Source organism: Bacillus sp. FSL M8-0256 (assembly GCF_038005765.1).
GTDB lineage: Bacteria > Bacillota > Bacilli > Bacillales > Bacillaceae > Bacillus > Bacillus safensis.
Genome location: NZ_JBBOTU010000001.1, coordinates 141638 through 153902, shown reverse-complemented (window position 1 = coordinate 153902; position 12265 = coordinate 141638). Strand labels below are relative to the sequence as shown.

The 12265-nt window shown below is 41.8% G+C and carries 25 protein-coding genes and 1 pseudogene; all 26 read right to left on the bottom strand.

The genetic code is table 11. From position 1 onward, the window contains the following. Positions 1-120: 120 nt before the first annotated feature. Positions 121-483 (bottom strand): 50S ribosomal protein L17, encoded by a 363-nt coding sequence (rplQ, locus tag NSQ76_RS00880; RefSeq protein WP_003216944.1) that lies wholly within the window; start codon positions 481-483, stop codon positions 121-123. A 75-nt stretch (positions 484-558) separates the two neighbouring features. Further along, the gene (locus NSQ76_RS00875) at positions 559-1503 is read right to left on the bottom strand and encodes a DNA-directed RNA polymerase subunit alpha (RefSeq protein WP_003217009.1); all 945 of its coding nucleotides are present in this window, start codon (positions 1501-1503) and stop codon (positions 559-561) included. Between the two features lie 175 nt (positions 1504-1678). Next, positions 1679-2074, bottom strand: coding sequence for a 30S ribosomal protein S11 (gene rpsK / locus NSQ76_RS00870; protein ID WP_003217231.1), 396 nt, complete (start codon positions 2072-2074; stop codon positions 1679-1681). Positions 2075-2094: 20 nt separating this feature from the next. Next, a complete protein-coding gene (gene rpsM / locus NSQ76_RS00865; RefSeq protein WP_003217023.1) occupies positions 2095-2460 on the bottom strand; it encodes a 30S ribosomal protein S13 in 366 nt (121 codons plus the stop codon). Between the two features lie 21 nt (positions 2461-2481). Then, positions 2482-2595 (bottom strand): 50S ribosomal protein L36, encoded by a 114-nt coding sequence (rpmJ, locus tag NSQ76_RS00860; RefSeq protein WP_003156543.1) that lies wholly within the window; start codon positions 2593-2595, stop codon positions 2482-2484. Positions 2596-2626: 31 nt separating this feature from the next. Next, complete coding sequence (gene infA, locus NSQ76_RS00855) at positions 2627-2845, bottom strand: translation initiation factor IF-1 (protein ID WP_003217190.1); 219 nt, start codon at positions 2843-2845, stop codon at positions 2627-2629. Beyond that, positions 2823-3129, bottom strand: a pseudogene (locus NSQ76_RS00850) (KOW domain-containing RNA-binding protein). The gene infA and the pseudogene NSQ76_RS00850 overlap by 23 nt, the downstream one beginning before the upstream one ends. Before the next feature lie 27 nt (positions 3130-3156). Then, positions 3157-3903: a type I methionyl aminopeptidase gene (map, locus tag NSQ76_RS00845; protein ID WP_003217210.1), complete on the bottom strand. Its 747-nt coding sequence runs from the start codon at positions 3901-3903 to the stop codon at positions 3157-3159. Next, complete coding sequence (locus NSQ76_RS00840) at positions 3900-4553, bottom strand: adenylate kinase (RefSeq protein WP_024425604.1); 654 nt, start codon at positions 4551-4553, stop codon at positions 3900-3902. Before NSQ76_RS00840 ends, map begins: the two co-directional genes overlap by 4 nt. A gap of 55 nt (positions 4554-4608) precedes the next feature. Then, complete coding sequence (secY, locus tag NSQ76_RS00835) at positions 4609-5901, bottom strand: preprotein translocase subunit SecY (RefSeq protein ID WP_024425603.1); 1293 nt, start codon at positions 5899-5901, stop codon at positions 4609-4611. A gap of 1 nt (position 5902) precedes the next feature. Next, positions 5903-6343: a 50S ribosomal protein L15 gene (rplO, locus tag NSQ76_RS00830; RefSeq protein WP_003216888.1), complete on the bottom strand. Its 441-nt coding sequence runs from the start codon at positions 6341-6343 to the stop codon at positions 5903-5905. A gap of 30 nt (positions 6344-6373) precedes the next feature. After that, the gene (gene rpmD, locus NSQ76_RS00825) at positions 6374-6556 is read right to left on the bottom strand and encodes a 50S ribosomal protein L30 (protein ID WP_003217067.1); all 183 of its coding nucleotides are present in this window, start codon (positions 6554-6556) and stop codon (positions 6374-6376) included. 13 nt (positions 6557-6569) lie between these two features. Beyond that, entirely contained in the window at positions 6570-7070 is a 501-nt protein-coding gene (gene rpsE / locus NSQ76_RS00820) for a 30S ribosomal protein S5 (protein WP_007496332.1), read from the bottom strand. Between the two features lie 24 nt (positions 7071-7094). Continuing rightward, the gene (gene rplR / locus NSQ76_RS00815; protein ID WP_008356544.1) at positions 7095-7457 is read right to left on the bottom strand and encodes a 50S ribosomal protein L18; all 363 of its coding nucleotides are present in this window, start codon (positions 7455-7457) and stop codon (positions 7095-7097) included. A gap of 32 nt (positions 7458-7489) precedes the next feature. Beyond that, entirely contained in the window at positions 7490-8026 is a 537-nt protein-coding gene (rplF, locus tag NSQ76_RS00810; RefSeq protein WP_024425602.1) for a 50S ribosomal protein L6, read from the bottom strand. Between the two features lie 31 nt (positions 8027-8057). After that, on the bottom strand, positions 8058-8456 hold the full coding sequence (gene rpsH / locus NSQ76_RS00805; protein ID WP_007496327.1) for a 30S ribosomal protein S8: 399 nt from the start codon (positions 8454-8456) through the stop codon (positions 8058-8060). Positions 8457-8487: 31 nt separating this feature from the next. Next, complete coding sequence (gene rpsN / locus NSQ76_RS00800) at positions 8488-8673, bottom strand: 30S ribosomal protein S14 (RefSeq protein ID WP_008356542.1); 186 nt, start codon at positions 8671-8673, stop codon at positions 8488-8490. A gap of 22 nt (positions 8674-8695) precedes the next feature. Beyond that, on the bottom strand, positions 8696-9235 hold the full coding sequence (rplE, locus tag NSQ76_RS00795; protein ID WP_024425600.1) for a 50S ribosomal protein L5: 540 nt from the start codon (positions 9233-9235) through the stop codon (positions 8696-8698). A 25-nt stretch (positions 9236-9260) separates the two neighbouring features. After that, positions 9261-9572: a 50S ribosomal protein L24 gene (rplX, locus tag NSQ76_RS00790; protein WP_008356538.1), complete on the bottom strand. Its 312-nt coding sequence runs from the start codon at positions 9570-9572 to the stop codon at positions 9261-9263. Positions 9573-9607: 35 nt separating this feature from the next. Continuing rightward, positions 9608-9976: a 50S ribosomal protein L14 gene (gene rplN, locus NSQ76_RS00785; protein WP_003216882.1), complete on the bottom strand. Its 369-nt coding sequence runs from the start codon at positions 9974-9976 to the stop codon at positions 9608-9610. A gap of 39 nt (positions 9977-10015) precedes the next feature. Further along, the gene (gene rpsQ, locus NSQ76_RS00780) at positions 10016-10279 is read right to left on the bottom strand and encodes a 30S ribosomal protein S17 (RefSeq protein ID WP_003216906.1); all 264 of its coding nucleotides are present in this window, start codon (positions 10277-10279) and stop codon (positions 10016-10018) included. A gap of 25 nt (positions 10280-10304) precedes the next feature. Beyond that, positions 10305-10505 carry a 50S ribosomal protein L29 gene (gene rpmC / locus NSQ76_RS00775; protein ID WP_003217155.1) on the bottom strand — a complete coding sequence of 67 codons (201 nt, stop codon included), beginning with the start codon at positions 10503-10505 and terminating at the stop codon, positions 10305-10307. Further along, a complete protein-coding gene (rplP, locus tag NSQ76_RS00770) occupies positions 10495-10929 on the bottom strand; it encodes a 50S ribosomal protein L16 (protein WP_003156478.1) in 435 nt (144 codons plus the stop codon). The genes rpmC and rplP overlap by 11 nt, the downstream gene beginning before the upstream one ends. Before the next feature lies 1 nt (position 10930). After that, the gene (gene rpsC / locus NSQ76_RS00765; RefSeq protein ID WP_003217241.1) at positions 10931-11587 is read right to left on the bottom strand and encodes a 30S ribosomal protein S3; all 657 of its coding nucleotides are present in this window, start codon (positions 11585-11587) and stop codon (positions 10931-10933) included. A gap of 3 nt (positions 11588-11590) precedes the next feature. Then, positions 11591-11932, bottom strand: coding sequence for a 50S ribosomal protein L22 (rplV, locus tag NSQ76_RS00760; RefSeq protein WP_007496316.1), 342 nt, complete (start codon positions 11930-11932; stop codon positions 11591-11593). A gap of 17 nt (positions 11933-11949) precedes the next feature. Then, a complete protein-coding gene (gene rpsS / locus NSQ76_RS00755; RefSeq protein WP_003216920.1) occupies positions 11950-12228 on the bottom strand; it encodes a 30S ribosomal protein S19 in 279 nt (92 codons plus the stop codon). Between the last annotated feature and the right edge of the window lie 37 nt (positions 12229-12265).

Below are 12265 nucleotides of genomic sequence, written 5' to 3'. Positions count from 1 at the left end.
CGGACCTCCTCTCAGCTCAACCTCTTCTTTGCTTATTCCTAAAAAAAGCCGTAGTACCTAAAAAAGGGCATAGATCCAGTTATGAACTGTCCCGCCCTTTCTTAGATACACGATATGTGATTAAACTAATTCAATGACAGCCATTGGTGCGCCATCGCCGCGACGAGGTCCAAGCTTCATGATACGAGTGTATCCACCTTGGCGATCTTCGTAGCGAGTTGCAACGTCAGCGAATAATTTTTGAAGTGCATCTTGGTTTGTTTCAGCGTTAGCTACTTCATTACGAATGTAAGCTGCAGCTTGACGGCGAGCATGAAGATCTCCGCGTTTGCCAAGAGTGATCATTTTTTCAACTACAGAGCGAAGTTCTTTCGCACGTGTTTCAGTTGTTTCGATGCGTTCGTTGATGATCAAATCAGTCGTTAGGTCACGAAGCATTGCTTTACGTTGTGCACTAGTGCGTCCTAGCTTTCTGTATGCCATGTGATGTCCCCTCCTTAATTAGAGATGCTGTATGAATAAAAAACACACGAAAATCCTAGTTCACAATGAAACTAGTCAATCGTCTTTACGAAGACCCAGTCCAAGTTCTTCTAGTTTCGCTTTCACTTCTTCAAGAGATTTACGTCCAAGGTTACGAACTTTCATCATATCCTCTTCTGTCTTGTTAGCAAGCTCTTGAACAGTGTTAATACCCGCACGCTTCAAACAGTTGTAAGAACGAACAGAAAGATCAAGCTCTTCAATTGTCATTTCAAGCACTTTTTCTTTTTGGTCTTCTTCTTTCTCAACCATGATTTCAGCATGCTGAGCTTCGTCAGTTAACCCAACGAAAATATTCAGGTGTTCAGTTAAAATCTTAGAACCTAGAGCGATCGCTTCTTTCGGTCCTGTGCTTCCATCAGTCCATACATCTAGTGTTAATTTATCATAGTTTGTGATTTGCCCAACACGGGTGTTCTCCACTTGATAAGTCACACGAGATACAGGTGTATAGATTGAGTCGATCGGAATCACACCGATTGGCTGATCGTCTCTTTTGTTTGCATCAGCAGGATTATACCCGCGACCTCTTTGTGCAGTTAAGCGAACACGGAAGCTCGCATTCTTGCCAAGAGTTGCGATGTGAAGATCTGGATTTAAGATTTCAATATCGCTGTCGTGTGTAATATCAGCAGCTGTTACAGTACCTTCATCTTGTACATCAATTTCAAGCGTCTTCTCTTCTTCAGAGTAGATTTTGAGTGCAAGCTTTTTAATGTTTAAGATAATCGTTGTAACATCTTCAACCACGCCTTCGATCGTTGAGAATTCGTGTAAGACACCATCTATCTGGATCGATGTTACAGCTGCACCAGGAAGTGAGGATAAAAGGATACGACGAAGGGAGTTCCCTAAAGTGGTACCATATCCACGCTCAAGTGGCTCTACGACAAACTTGCCATACTTGGCATCGTCGCTGATTTCAACCGTTTCGATTTTTGGTTTTTCAATTTCGATCATCTAATAAAACCCTCCTTCAAAACGTCGAAACCTCGAATAGAATCATATGAGATTCCATCCGAAATTCCTCATTGTTTAGTCCCGTATGTGCTCAGGCAACGAGTCGTGTATTCGTCTCATAAATAACTGTATCATAACCCATTATTGACAGGGACACAAAATCTATACAAACAAATTACACGCGGCGACGTTTTGGTGGACGGCATCCGTTATGAGGAACTGGAGTTACGTCTCTAATTGCAGTAACTTCAAGACCTGCAGCTTGAAGCGCACGAATTGCAGCTTCACGACCAGAACCAGGACCTTTAACAGTTACTTCAAGTGTTTTAAGACCGTGTTCGATAGAACCTTTAGCAGCTGTTTCAGCAGCCATTTGTGCAGCGAAAGGAGTAGATTTACGAGAACCTCTGAATCCTAATGCACCAGCACTTGACCAAGAAATTGCGTTTCCATGAACATCAGTAATCGTTACAATCGTGTTGTTGAAAGTGGAACGGATATGAGCGATTCCAGCTTCAATATTCTTTTTCACGCGACGTTTACGCGTATTTTGTTTACGAGCAGCAGCCATTCTTTAACTACCTCCTTTACTTATTTTTTCTTGTTAGCTACAGTACGACGCGGACCTTTACGAGTACGCGCGTTGTTTTTTGTGTTTTGTCCACGAACAGGAAGTCCTCTACGATGACGGATTCCGCGGTAGCTTCCGATTTCAATTAGACGCTTAATGTTAAGTGAAACTTCACGACGAAGGTCACCTTCTACTTTAAGTTTGTCAATGATATCACGGATTTTACCAAGTTCGTCTTCAGTTAGATCGCGAACGCGAGTGTCTTCAGAAACACCTGCTTCTTTAAGGACTTGTTGCGCAGTCGTACGACCAATTCCAAAAACATATGTTAAAGAAATGACAACACGCTTATCACGTGGAATATCTACACCAGCAATACGAGCCATGATTTGGGCACCTCCTTGTTATTAGCCTTGTTTTTGTTTATGTTTTGGGTTTTCACAGATCACCATTACTTTTCCTTTTCTGCGAATCACTTTACATTTTTCACAGATAGGTTTAACAGATGGTCTCACTTTCATGTGTTTCCAACCTCCTTCTTCCGGAGTTGCTTTATTTGTAACGGTACGTAATTCTACCACGAGTTAAGTCATATGGAGATAATTCTACCGTAACTTTGTCTCCAGGTAAAATGCGAATGAAGTGCATACGGATTTTTCCTGATACATGAGCCAAAACTGTATGACCATTCTCTAGTTCAACTTTGAACATTGCGTTTGGCAAAGTTTCTGCTACAGTACCTTCCACTTCAATTACATCGTCTTTCGCCATTCAAGTGTTCTCCCTTCTTCAAATCAGTAACTTGCTCTCTGACAAATGTCCAAATGAGAATCTCTCAATTGTTCATCTATCACCCGACCTGTTTTGAATATACTGTTCTGAACTTCCGGAGATACGCAATCATAAAAGGTTATATGATTGATATTTTTTCTTAGGAGAATGAAATTTACGCTTTTCTCCGTCTGCGATTAGTACATGGCAGTCAACGAATATGCCGATGACACCTGTATACTGATCTTGTTCTTTCTTTGGACTATACAGACAACCTGCCCGATTTGGGCCTGAAAGGCTTCAGTGAAGACCTAAATCTTAGTCAGTATATCAAAACCTGTATCTGTAATCGCAATCGTATGCTCAAAGTGAGCACACTTTTTCCCATCAACCGTTACAACCGTCCAGTTATCAGCCAATGTTTTCACATATCGGCTGCCTGCGTTCACCATCGGTTCGATGGCCAACACCATTCCAGGTTTTAGCCGCGGGCCTTTGTTGGGCGGACCATAATGAGGAATTTGAGGGTCCTCATGAAGATCCTGTCCGACCCCATGTCCAACATATTCTCTAACAACTGAAAAATTCTCATTTTCAACATACGTTTGTATGGCATGGGAAATGTTCGACAGACGTTCGCCTGGCTTTGCTTCCTGTAAGCCTTTATATAGAGATTCCTCTGTGACTTCCAGTAGTTTGCGGTCTTCATCACTGATTACCCCAACTGGATAAGTCCAAGCAGAGTCACCATGATAGCCATTTAACTTTGCGCCAATATCGATACTAATGATGTCACCATCACGTAAAACCCGTTTACCAGGAATACCGTGAACGAGTTCTTCATTCACCGAAACGCAAATGCTCCCGCGAAAACCATTATACCCTTTAAAAGATGGGATTGCACCCTGCTTTGTAATAAAACGTTCGGCAATTTGATCCAATTCTTTTGTCGAAATACCTGGTTTTATGTGTTTCTTCAGCTCTTCATGAGTCAGTGCGACAATACGTCCAGCTTCTCTCATAATCTCAAGCTCGCGAGGAGTTTTACAGATAATCATTTATTTAATCCTCCAAGCAGATCCTTAATATCTGCATATACATCGTTAATGTGCTTCGCACCATCAATGTTTGCAAGATATCCTTTTTCTGAATAGAAGTTCAGTAAAGGTTCAGTCTGCTTTAAGTTTACTTCAAGTCTAGTCGAAACGGTTTCTGCATTATCATCTGCACGTTGATAAAGCTCGCCTCCGCACTTGTCGCAAACATTTTCTTTCGCAGGTGGATTGAATACTAAATGATATGTTGCTCCGCAATTTTTGCAAATTCTTCGGCCAGTCAGACGCTCCATCAAAGCATCTTTATCGACTTTAATATTAATGACATAATCAATCGTTCTGCCAAGGTCCTTTAGAATTTCTTCTAAAGCTTCAGCCTGAGCGACTGTTCGCGGAAATCCGTCCAGAAGAAAACCTTGTTCACAATCATTTTTGCCAAGTCTTTCTCTAACAATACCGATTGTGACCTCATCAGGAACAAGCTCTCCTTTATCGATAAAGGATTTTGCTTCGAGCCCAAGTTGTGTCTCCTCTTTCATAGCAGCGCGGAACATATCTCCTGTTGAGATATGAGGGATCCCATAATCATCAACAATTCGTTCTGCCTGAGTGCCTTTACCAGCACCCGGAAGCCCCATTAAGACTAAGTTCATTTCGGATTTCCCCTTCCTTACTTAGAGAGGTTGGGCAGCTGCCCAGCCCTCTGTTTTATTTCATAAATCCACGGTAATTTCGTTTCACTAATTGGCTTTCAAGCTGTTTCATTGTTTCAAGTGCAACACCTACAACAATGAGAAGACTTGTGCCGCCAATTTGTGCAGCGGAAGGTAATCCAGCGAATTGAATGAAAAAGATAGGAAGTATTGAAATCACGGCTAAGAAAATGGCGCCCACAAACGTGAGTCGGTACAAAATGCTCGTAATTCTATCTTGAGTCATTTTCCCTGGACGAACTCCCGGGATATAGCCACCCTGCTTTTGCAGATTTTCAGCCATTTGTTCAGGATTGACTTGGACAAAGGCATAAAAATATGTGAAAGCAACAATCAGTGCTACATAAATCGTCATACCGATTGGCTTAGTATAGTCAAAGTTGTTGGTTATCCAAGTTGTCACATTATTGGTTCCGAAGAACGATGCGATCGTCTGCGGAGTAATAATGAAAGAAACGGCAAAGATGACTGGAATCACCCCTGCTGGATTCACTTTCAATGGAAGGTGCGTTGCTTGACTAGCAGACATTTGTGCACGGCCAGTTCCTTTTGAATATTGAATTGCAATCTTTCTCACTGCCATTTGAATGTAAATAACACCGATAACAATGACAAGAATGGCAATGACAATAAGGGCAATTTTAAGGATTTGCATGAACAGCTGTCCATCTCCACCTACAAATTGTTGAGCGTACACTTGTTTTAATGTTTGAGGGATACCAGCGATGATACCGGCAAAGATAATAATCGAAATACCGTTACCAACACCGTGAGCAGTAATCTGCTCACCCAGCCACATTAAAAATGCTGTTCCCGCAGTGAGTACGACCGCAATTAAGAGATACGTTGAAACACCAGGGTTTTCAATCAGCATGCCTCCTGCCATATTGTTGAATCCATATGACATTCCCAACGCCTGGATAAATCCTAGAACAATTGTAAAATACCTTGTGAATTGTGCTAATTTTCGGCGGCCAACCTCTCCTTGCTTTGACCACTCAGTAAACTTCGGCACAACATCCATCTGCAAGAGCTGAATGATGATCGAAGCAGTGATATACGGCATAATCCCCATTGCAAGAATGGAGAATTGGAAAAGTGCCCCGCCCCCAAACGTGTTGAGGATGCCGAAAACACTCATTTGATCCTGTGCCTGGAGAACATCGGCGTTCACATTAGGCACAGGGATGAAAGCACCTATACGAAAGACGACTAACATTAAAAGTGTGAATATAATCTTATTCCGTATATCTTTCACGCGCATAAAATTGGAGATTGTCTTAAACAAGTTAGATCACCTCGGCTGTACCGCCAGCAGCTTCAATCGCTTCTTTCGCAGAAGCAGAGAATTTATTGGCTTTTACAGTTAATTTTTTTTCTAATTTACCGTTGCCAAGAATTTTTACTCCTGCTTTTAACTTGCTTATTGCACCAGTCTCTAGAAGAAGTTCAGGAGTTACTTCCGTTCCTTCGTCAAAACTGTTTAATCTGTCTAAGTTGATTACCGCGTAATCTTTACGGTTGATGTTTGTAAAACCACGTTTTGGAAGGCGTTGGAATAAAGGCATCTGACCACCTTCGAAACCAGGGCGTACACCGCCGCCAGAACGAGCGTTTTGACCTTTATGACCTTTACCAGAAGTTTTACCGTTACCTGATCCAATACCACGACCAACACGGTTGCGTACTTTACGTGAACCTTCTGAAGGCTTCAATTCATGAAGTTTCATTTGGGCACCTCCTTATCGATTAAAAATGTTTTATTGTTCTTTAACAGAAACTAAATGAGACACCTTGTTAATCATGCCGCGGATCGCTGCATTGTCTTCATGTACGACTGTTTGGTTTGTTTTCTTAAGACCAAGAGTACGAACAGTGACACGCTGATCTTCAGGGCGACCGATTACACTGCGTTTGAGGGTAATTTCTAATTTATTTGCCATTATTGTTCCCTCCTTATCCTAACAGGTCTTCTACAGATTTTCCACGAAGCTTCGCTACATCTTCAGCACGTTTAAGCTCACTTAAACCTTGAAGTGTTGCGCGGATCATGTTGATCGGTGTATTAGAACCTAGAGATTTAGAAAGGATATCAGCTAGACCAGCAAGCTCAAGTACCGCACGCACTGGGCCTCCAGCGATAACTCCTGTACCTTCTGAAGCAGGCTTCAATAGAACGTTTCCTGCACCGAATCGACCGATGATTTCATGTGGAATTGTAGTTCCAACCATTGGTACTTCAATTAAATTCTTTTTCGCATCTTCAACAGCTTTGCGGATCGCTTCTGGTACTTCTTGTGCTTTACCAGTACCGAAACCTACATGACCGTTTTTGTCACCGACAACAACTAAAGCTGCAAAACGGAAACGACGTCCACCTTTAACAACTTTCGCTACGCGGTTAACCGTAACTAAGCGTTCTTCTAACTCTAATTTGCTTGGGTCAATACGACTCATTCGGATGTGTCCCTCCTTCTTTTATTAAAATTTAAGTCCAGCCTCACGAGCAGCTTCAGCTAGAGCTTTTACACGTCCATGATATAGGTATCCTCCGCGGTCAAATACCACGTTAGAGATTCCTTTTTCAACAGCACGTTTTGCAACAAGTTCGCCAACTTTCGTAGCAGCTGCAGTGTCAGAACTATTCTCGATCTTTAACTCTTTATCAAGAGTAGAAGCACTTACAAGTGTTACACCGTTAACATCATCAATTACTTGAGCGTAGATATTCTTGTTAGAACGGAAAACGTTAAGGCGAGGTCTTTCAGCAGTACCTGAAAGTTTCGCACGAACACGAGCATGTCTTTTAAGACGAGTAGCGTTTTTGCTAGTTTTCGTAATCATCCGAGTCACTCCTTTCTTCACTTTAAGCGATCTTACTTACCAGTTTTTCCTTCTTTACGGCGAACGAATTCACCTTCGTAACGAATTCCTTTACCTTTGTAAGGCTCTGGAGCACGGACAGCGCGGATGTTAGAAGCTAGAGCTCCTACACGCTCTTTATCGATACCTTTAATGATTACTTTCGTTTGAGATGGAACTTCGATTTCAACTCCAGCCTCAGGAACGATTTCAACTGGATGAGAGTATCCAACGTTAAGAACAAGTTTGTTTCCAGATTTAGCTGCACGGTAACCGACACCGATAAGTTCTAAACCTCTTTCGAAACCTTTAGATACACCTTCAACCATGTTTGCAATCAAGCTACGTGTTGTACCATGTAATGCACGGTGTTCTTTATTTTCAGACGGACGGCTTACAGTTAAGACGTTGTCCTCAATTTTAATTTCCATATCAGGGTGAAATGCACGAGTTAGTTCACCTTTTGGTCCCTTTACTGTCACTGTGTTATCGTTGTTTGTCACAGTTACTCCTGAAGGGATCTCGATTAGTTTTTTACCTATACGAGACATACCAAGCACCTCCATTCATCTTAAACTTTTTTTACCATACGTAAGCAAGTACTTCTCCACCAGCTTGTTTAGCACGGGCTTCTTTGTCCGATAAAACACCTTGTGATGTAGAAATAATTGCGATTCCAAGTCCGTTAAGTACACGTGGTACTTCATTTGATTTCGCATATACGCGTAAACCAGGTTTACTGATTCTTTTAAGACCAGTGATAACACGTTCGTTGTTTTGGCCGTATTTAAGGAACAAACGGATAATTCCTTGTTTGCTGTCTTCGACGTACTCAACGTCACGGATAAAACCTTCACGCTTTAAAATTTCAGCAATTTCTCTTTTGATTTTTGAAGCCGGTACTTCTAGCTTCTCATGACGTACCATGTTCGCATTGCGAATACGAGTCAGCAAATCTGCAATCGGATCTGTCATAACCATTATTTAATAACCTCCTTCCCATTTATGGGGATTACCAGCTGGCTTTTTTAACGCCAGGAATTTGTCCTTTATATGCAAGTTCGCGGAAACAAATACGGCAAAGTTTAAACTTACGAATAACTGAATGTGGACGTCCACAACGTTCGCAGCGCGTATACTCTTGAACTTTAAACTTTTGTTTGCGTTGTTGTTTCGCAATCATAGACTTTTTAGCCACGATTTCGCCTCCCTTTCATTGATTATTTCTGGAACGGCATACCTACTTGAGTTAATAACTCACGTGCTTCTTCGTCCGTATTGGCAGTAGTAACGATAACGATATCCATACCGCGGACCTTTGTTACTTTATCGTAATCAATTTCTGGGAAGATTAACTGTTCTTTAATACCAAGCGTGTAGTTTCCACGACCGTCGAAAGATTTCTTAGAAATCCCGCGGAAGTCACGTACACGTGGTAAAGACACAGAAATAAGTTTATCAAGGAAATCATACATGCGCTCTCCGCGAAGTGTTACTTTCGCACCGATTGGCATTCCTTCACGTAGACGGAATCCAGCAATAGACTTCTTCGCACGAGTAACGACAGGTTTTTGACCAGCGATAAACGTTAATTCTTCAACAGCAGTATCGATTGCTTTAGCGTTTTGAACAGCGTCACCAACACCCATGTTGATCACGATTTTTTCGATTTTTGGCACTTGCATTACTGAAGTGTATTCAAATTTAGAAACTAATGCAGGTGTAATTTCTTTTACATACTTTTCTTTAAGGCGGTTCATGAGAAAGACCTCCCTTCCTTATTTACTATTTATCTAGAACTTGCCCAGATTTTTTCGCTACACGGACTTTCTTTCCGTCCTCAACTTTATACCCAACACGTGTCACTTCACCCGTTTTAGGATCAAGCGGCATTACGTTTGATACGTGGATCGGCGCTTCTTGTTCAGAAATTCCGCCTTGAGGGTTAGCTTGGGTTGGTTTAGAGTGTTTTTTCACAAGGTTAATACCTTCTACTAAAACACGTTCCTTTTTAGGGAAAGCAGCAAGGATGACACCTTGTTTACCTTTATCTTTACCAGAGATAACCACTACTTTATCGCCCTTTTTAACATGCATTTAATCGCACCTCCTTGAGTCGCGGATTGTATTCATTAAAGTACTTCTGGTGCTAGAGAAACAATTTTCATATAGTTGTTTTCACGAAGTTCACGTGCTACTGGTCCGAAGATACGAGTTCCACGTGGGCTCTTGTCGTCACGGATGATGACACATGCATTTTCATCGAAACTGATGTAAGATCCATCGTTTCTGCGAGCTCCGCTCTTAGTACGAACGATAACTGCTTTCACAACTTCACCTTTTTTGACAACGCCTCCAGGTGTTGCTTGTTTAACCGTACAAACAATGACATCACCGATGTTAGCCGTTTTACGTCCAGAGCCACCAAGAACTTTAATCGTTAGTACTTCGCGTGCGCCAGAGTTGTCAGCTACTTTTAAACGAGTCTCCTGTTGAATCATTAATGTTACCTCCTTTCGGAAAAAGAAATCCGAACTTTATTAGATAATAACGGCTTCTTCGACAACTTCAACTAGACGAAAGCGTTTAGTCGCAGATAAAGGACGAGTTTCCATGACCTTTACGATGTCTCCGATTTTTGCTTGGTTGTTTTCATCATGTGCTTTGAACTTTTTAGAGTATCTTACACGTTTGCCATAAAGTGAATGCTTTTTGTATGTTTCAACTACAACAGTGATGGTTTTATCCATTTTGTCAGAAACAACACGACCTTGATACACTTTACGTTGGTTACGTTCGCTCATGTTTGCGGGGCCTCCCCTCTAATTATTATTTATTAGCAGCGATTTCTCTTTGACGAATCACAGTTTTCATGCGTGCGATTGATTTACGCACTTCACGAATGCGAGCAGTGTTTTCAAGCTGCCCAGTCGCTAATTGGAAACGAAGATTGAAAAGTTCTTCTTTAAGAGACTTTACTTTTTGTTCAATTTCAGCAGTGGTAAGGTCACGAATTTCATTAGCTTTCATTTGATTCACCACCAATTTCTTCACGTTTTACGAACTTCGTTTTAATTGGCAATTTGTGAGATGCAAGACGAAGAGCTTCACGAGCAACTTCTTCAGACACACCAGAAATTTCAAATAAAACTTTGCCCGGTTTTACTACAGCTACCCATCCTTCTGGAGCACCTTTACCGGAACCCATGCGGACCTCTAGAGGTTTAGCTGTGTATGGCTTAGAAGGGAAAATTTTAATCCAAACTTTACCGCCACGTTTCATGTAACGAGTCATAGCAATACGAGCAGCTTCGATTTGACGGTTTGTGATCCAAGAAGCTTCAAGAGCCTGGATACCGTACTCACCGAAATGTACTTCAGTACCGCCTTTTGCACGACCACGCATTTTTCCACGATGTTCTCTGCGATACTTCACGCGTTTTGGCAATAACATATTATTTTCCTCCTTCCGCAGTATTCTTCTTAGTTGGAAGGACTTCTCCACGATAGATCCATACTTTTACGCCAAGCTTACCATAAGTAGTGTCAGCTTCAGCAGTAGCATAGTCGATGTCAGCACGAAGTGTGTGCAATGGAACAGTACCTTCACTGTAATATTCAGAACGAGCAATATCTGCACCGCCAAGACGACCAGAAACCATTGTTTTGATTCCTTGTGCTCCAGCACGCATTGTGCGTTGGATTGTTTGTTTTTGTGCACGACGGAATGAAATACGGTTTTCAAGTTGACGAGCGATGTTTTCAGCAACTAGCTGAGCATCAAGATCTGCTCTCTTGATTTCAAGAATGTTGATGTGTACACGTTTGCCAGTTAGGCTGTTAAGAGCTTTACGAAGTGCTTCAACTTCAGATCCGCCTTTACCAATTACCATACCTGGTTTAGCCGTGTGGATTGTGATATTTACGCGGTTTGCAGCACGTTCGATTTCTACTTTAGAAACAGACGCGTCAGACAAACGCTTGCTGATGAATTCACGGATTTTCAAGTCTTCATGTAAGAAGTCAGCGTAATCTTTTCCTGCGAACCATTTAGATTCCCAATCACGAATGACGCCAATACGAAGACCTACTGGATTTACCTTTTGACCCACGGATTATCCCTCCTTCTTTTCTGATACAACGATTGTAATGTGGCTAGTACGTTTGTTAATTGCGCTCGCACGACCCATAGCACGTGGACGGAATCTCTTAAGTGTTGGACCTTCGTCAACGAATGCTTGAGTAATCACTAGGCTGTTAGCGTCCAACTCGTAGTTGTGCTCAGCGTTTGCGATAGCAGATTTTAATACTTTTTCAATAATTGGTGAAGCAGCCTTAGGTGTAAGGTTTAAGATAGAAACTGCTTCTCCTACTTGCTTACCTCGGATCAGGTCCATTACTAGACGTGCTTTACGAGGAGCAATACGGACTGTTCTTGCGACAGCTTTAGCTTGCATTTAAAAGCCTCCTCTCATTAGCGTCTTGTTTTTTTATCGTCACTAGCATGACCTTTGTAAGTACGGCTTGGTGCGAATTCGCCCAATTTGTGACCTACCATATCTTCAGAAATGAAAACAGGTACATGTTTGCGTCCGTCATAGACAGCGATTGTGTGACCGATGAATTGTGGGAAAATTGTAGAACGACGAGACCAAGTTTTTACGACTTGCTTTTTGTCAGTTTCATTCAATTTCTCGACTTTAGCCATCAAATGATCATCAACAAATGGTCCTTTTTTTAAGCTGCGAGCCATTGTGGAACCTCCCTTCGTGATTGAACTACGGTCCTAA

Excerpts from the sequence above, each read along its gene's own strand:
- rplP (WP_003156478.1), bottom strand. The coding sequence starts at position 10,929 with ATGTTATTGCCAAAACGCGTGAAGTATCGCAGAGAACATCGTGGAAAA.
- infA (WP_003217190.1), bottom strand. The coding sequence starts at position 2,845 with ATGGCGAAAGACGATGTAATTGAAGTGGAAGGTACTGTAGCAGAAACT.
- rpsK (WP_003217231.1), bottom strand. The coding sequence starts at position 2,074 with ATGGCTGCTGCTCGTAAACAAAATACGCGTAAACGTCGCGTGAAAAAG.
- NSQ76_RS00840 (WP_024425604.1), bottom strand. The coding sequence starts at position 4,553 with ATGAACTTAGTCTTAATGGGGCTTCCGGGTGCTGGTAAAGGCACTCAG.
- rpsQ (WP_003216906.1), bottom strand. The coding sequence starts at position 10,279 with ATGAGCGAACGTAACCAACGTAAAGTGTATCAAGGTCGTGTTGTTTCT.
- rplV (WP_007496316.1), bottom strand. The coding sequence starts at position 11,932 with ATGCAAGCTAAAGCTGTCGCAAGAACAGTCCGTATTGCTCCTCGTAAA.
- rplX (WP_008356538.1), bottom strand. The coding sequence starts at position 9,572 with ATGCATGTTAAAAAGGGCGATAAAGTAGTGGTTATCTCTGGTAAAGAT.
- rplQ (WP_003216944.1), bottom strand. The coding sequence starts at position 483 with ATGGCATACAGAAAGCTAGGACGCACTAGTGCACAACGTAAAGCAATG.
- rpmJ (WP_003156543.1), bottom strand. The coding sequence starts at position 2,595 with ATGAAAGTGAGACCATCTGTTAAACCTATCTGTGAAAAATGTAAAGTG.
- rpsH (WP_007496327.1), bottom strand. The coding sequence starts at position 8,456 with ATGGTTATGACAGATCCGATTGCAGATTTGCTGACTCGTATTCGCAAT.
- rpsS (WP_003216920.1), bottom strand. The coding sequence starts at position 12,228 with ATGGCTCGCAGCTTAAAAAAAGGACCATTTGTTGATGATCATTTGATG.
- rpsE (WP_007496332.1), bottom strand. The coding sequence starts at position 7,070 with ATGAGTCGTATTGACCCAAGCAAATTAGAGTTAGAAGAACGCTTAGTT.
- rpsM (WP_003217023.1), bottom strand. The coding sequence starts at position 2,460 with ATGGCTCGTATTGCTGGTGTAGATATTCCACGTGATAAGCGTGTTGTC.
- rplR (WP_008356544.1), bottom strand. The coding sequence starts at position 7,457 with ATGATTACGAAAACTAGCAAAAACGCTACTCGTCTTAAAAGACATGCT.
- rplF (WP_024425602.1), bottom strand. The coding sequence starts at position 8,026 with ATGTCTCGTATAGGTAAAAAACTAATCGAGATCCCTTCAGGAGTAACT.
- rplN (WP_003216882.1), bottom strand. The coding sequence starts at position 9,976 with ATGATTCAACAGGAGACTCGTTTAAAAGTAGCTGACAACTCTGGCGCA.
- map (WP_003217210.1), bottom strand. The coding sequence starts at position 3,903 with ATGATTATCTGTAAAACTCCTCGCGAGCTTGAGATTATGAGAGAAGCT.
- rpmC (WP_003217155.1), bottom strand. The coding sequence starts at position 10,505 with ATGAAAGCTAATGAAATTCGTGACCTTACCACTGCTGAAATTGAACAA.
- rplE (WP_024425600.1), bottom strand. The coding sequence starts at position 9,235 with ATGAACCGCCTTAAAGAAAAGTATGTAAAAGAAATTACACCTGCATTA.
- rpmD (WP_003217067.1), bottom strand. The coding sequence starts at position 6,556 with ATGGCAAATAAATTAGAAATTACCCTCAAACGCAGTGTAATCGGTCGC.
- rplO (WP_003216888.1), bottom strand. The coding sequence starts at position 6,343 with ATGAAACTTCATGAATTGAAGCCTTCAGAAGGTTCACGTAAAGTACGC.
- NSQ76_RS00875 (WP_003217009.1), bottom strand. The coding sequence starts at position 1,503 with ATGATCGAAATTGAAAAACCAAAAATCGAAACGGTTGAAATCAGCGAC.